The 3,456-nt window shown below is 39.7% G+C and carries 2 protein-coding genes; one reads left to right on the forward strand and one right to left on the reverse strand.

Features of this window, described 5'->3' with window-relative positions:
- A partial coding sequence (locus tag C1E99_RS12100; RefSeq protein WP_105207683.1) for an ISL3 family transposase occupies positions 1 to 980 on the reverse strand: 980 nt, incomplete at its 3' end.
- Between the two features lie 187 nt (positions 981 to 1,167).
- Between C1E99_RS12100 and recG the strand changes: the two genes are divergently transcribed.
- Positions 1,168 to 3,186: an ATP-dependent DNA helicase RecG gene (gene recG, locus C1E99_RS12105; protein ID WP_105207684.1), complete on the forward strand. Its 2,019-nt coding sequence runs from the start codon at positions 1,168 to 1,170 to the stop codon at positions 3,184 to 3,186.
- Positions 3,187 to 3,456: the final 270 nt, after the last annotated feature.

The raw sequence follows: 3,456 nt of genomic DNA on the forward strand, positions 1-3,456 counted from the left end.
TTTTTCTCTTGGAAATGGAATAAGAGAAGTTGATAGAGTTCATAGTGCTGTCGTAGTTCCTCGGAGAAAGACAGGAGTTTTTCCAGTATTTCCTTGTTAGTCAAGTGCATTCGGAACATAGGGCGATAAAATCGTTTATCGCTGATTTTACGGCTATCTTGTTGTATCAATTTCCAGTAGCGTTTCAAGGCTCGGTATTCCTGCGATGTTCTGTCGAATTGATTCATAATTTGAATACGGATACGGTTCATAGCACGACTAAGGTGTTGAACAATATGAAAGCGGTCGAGTACAATTTTTGCATTGGGAAATAGCTGTCTAGCCAATTTGTAGTATGGACTAAACATATCCATGGTAATGACTTTGACCCGATTTCTAACCTTTCTAGGATAGCGTAGAAAGTGGTTTCGGATGGTTGCTTGAGTTCTTCCGTCCAGAATGGCGATGACATTTAGGGAGTCGAAATCTTGAGCGATAAAGCTCATTTTCCCTTTTTTGAAGGCATACTCGTCCCAGCTCATCACCTCAGGTAAGGCATTCCAATCTGTTTCAAACTTGAACTCATTGAGTTTTCTCATAACTGATGATGTTGAGATAGATAGCCTGTGTGCAATATGTTTCATTGCTTGATTTTCGATGAGTAATTGAGCAATCTTCTGGTTAACAGCGACAGTGATTTGGTGGTTCTTCTTGACAAGAGGAGTTTCAGCGACCGCTATTTTTCCGCATTCTTTACACTTGAAGCGACGCTTTCTAAGGCGGATAAGTAGCGGGTAACCAGCAGTTTCTAGGTAGGGGATTTTAGAGGCTTTCTGGAAGTCGTATTTAGCCATTTGTCCCTTGCATTTTGAGCATTTAGGGGCTGTGTAATCCAAGTGACCGTGGAGTTCTAAGTGAGTTCCTAGGTCATATTCATTAGAGATAGTGATATTTTTGTCTTTAATTCTGAGAAGATTTGTGATAAGATTTAGTTGTTCCATATGAACCCTTTCTAATGTGAGTTTCGTCGCTTTTCATTATAGGTCATATGGGACTTTTTTTCTATACTCAAAAAGGCTCCATAATCTCCACGGTGGTTTTACCCACTACAGAAATTATAGAGCCCTATATTGAAGGGCAGTAGCCCTTTTTTTGTTATCTAAATGAGTTTTATTATATAATTAAATTATGAAAAGTTTGTCAGATTATTTATTAGTTTTGCCTGGTATTGGTCCAAAGTCAGCTGAGAAGTTTTTAAAAGTGGGTATTCATACGATTGTGGATTTATTAACTTATTTTCCTTTTCGTTACGAAGATTTTGAAAGTAAGTCAATATTAGACTTGCAAGATGGTGAAAAGGCTGTAGTTGTTGGGTCAGTAGTTTCACCTGCGAATGTTCAGTACTATGGCTATAAAAGGAATAGATTGCGATTTTCTATTAAGCAAGGTGATCTCGTAGTCAGTGTTTCATTTTTTAATCAGCCTTATTTAGCTGATAAGATTGTAATGGGGCAGGAAATTGCGATTTGGGGCAAGTGGGATAAGGCAAAAGCTAGTTTGACTGGCATGAAGATGTTAGCTCAGGTGTCTGAAGATTTGCAGCCTGTCTACCATGTAGCTCAGGGAATTTCTCAAAGCAACTTGGTTAAGGCTATAAAGTCAGCGATGGACCTTGGTTATTTGGAATTGTTGGAAGAGAATTTGCCGACAGTTTTATTAGAAAAGTATCGGCTTTTAAATCGTAAACAGGCAGTTTTTGCTATGCATTTTCCGGTAAATCTAGGAGAATATCGGCAAGCTTTGCGACGGATTAAATTTGAAGAATTATTTTATTTTCAGGTGCAACTCCAGCTGTTGAAAGATTCGAATAAGAATGTTTCTAATGGTTTGAAGATTGATTATGATTCGATTAAAGTGGATCAACAGATTGAGGAATTGCCTTTTGAATTGACTGCTGCTCAGGCCAATGCTTTATCTGAAATTTTAGCTGATATGCAGTCATCTAGTCATATGAATCGTTTACTTCAAGGGGATGTTGGTTCTGGTAAGACGGTGGTTGCTGGATTAGCTATGTTTGCTGCTGTTTCGGCTGGTATGCAAGCTGCGATTATGGTGCCAACGGAAATTTTGGCAGAACAACATTATCAGAGTTTCCGACAGCTTTTTCCAGATTTATCTATTGCACTTTTGACGGGTGGAATGAAGGTGGCCGAACGTAGAGCAGCATTGGAAGCTATTTCTGATGGACAGGTAGATATGATTGTTGGGACGCATGCTCTGATTCAAGAGAGTGTGTCTTATCATCAATTGGGGCTCGTTGTGACGGATGAGCAGCATCGTTTTGGTGTGAAGCAAAGGCGTTTGTTTCGAGAAAAAGGGGCTAATCCTGATGTACTGATGATGACCGCAACCCCCATTCCTAGAACTTTGGCTATTACTGCCTTTGGTGATATGGATGTTTCAATTATTAATCAACTACCAACCGGTCGCAAACCTATTATTACTCGTTGGGTTAAGCATCAGCAATTGCCGACTGTTTTAGAATGGCTTGAGAAGGAGCTTAAGAGTGGGGCTCAGGTCTATTTTATTTCTCCCCTAATCGAAGAGTCTGAAGCCTTGGATTTGAAGAATGCTATTGATTTGCAAGCTGAGTTACAAGCATACTTTGGAAGTCAAGTTACGGTTGATTTGTTGCATGGAAAGATGAAGAATGACGAAAAAGATGCGATTATGCAGGCTTTTAAGGACAGGAAGTCAGATATTTTGGTGTCGACAACTGTTATCGAAGTTGGGGTCAATGTTCCCAATGCAACTGTAATGGTGATTATGGATGCGGATCGTTTTGGTTTAAGTCAGCTACATCAGCTGAGGGGGCGTGTTGGGCGTGGTCATAAACAGTCCTATGCTATCTTGGTTGCCAATCCCAAAACGGAGTCGGGCAAGGAACGGATGAAGATTATGACTGAAACCACAGACGGATTTATACTGGCTGAAGCGGATTTAAAAATGCGTGGTTCAGGTGAAATTTTTGGAACCCGTCAATCAGGTTTGCCGGAATTTCAAGTCGCTAATATCGTAGAAGATTATCCGATTTTAGAAGAAGCTAGACGAGTGGCAAGTCAGATCGTTAGTGAAGAGAATTGGCAAGAAAATCCAAACTGGTCCGTTTTGTTAAATCATTTGAAGGATAGAGAAGAATTAGATTAGATATGAAAAAGACCGAGCAGTTCAAGTGCCGGTCTTTTGAAGTATAGTCTTTTAGTTTACTTTTAGTACTCGCTTCAAAGGTTTGGGGAACCTTTGAAGGCTGGAGATAGTGCGAACCAAGTTCGCTTCAAAAGCAGCAGGCATAACTGAAGTTAGGCAAGGCGAGTTAACGAAGTAATAAAAGAAAAACTGATATGTAAAGCCCTTTGTCAAGTAAAAACAATCGAACTGATAAAAAAATGAAAAGTATCTAGAAAGAGCCTAGTTCTT

It is taken from the genome of Streptococcus suis, from assembly GCF_002964045.1.
GTDB lineage: Bacteria > Bacillota > Bacilli > Lactobacillales > Streptococcaceae > Streptococcus > Streptococcus suis_U.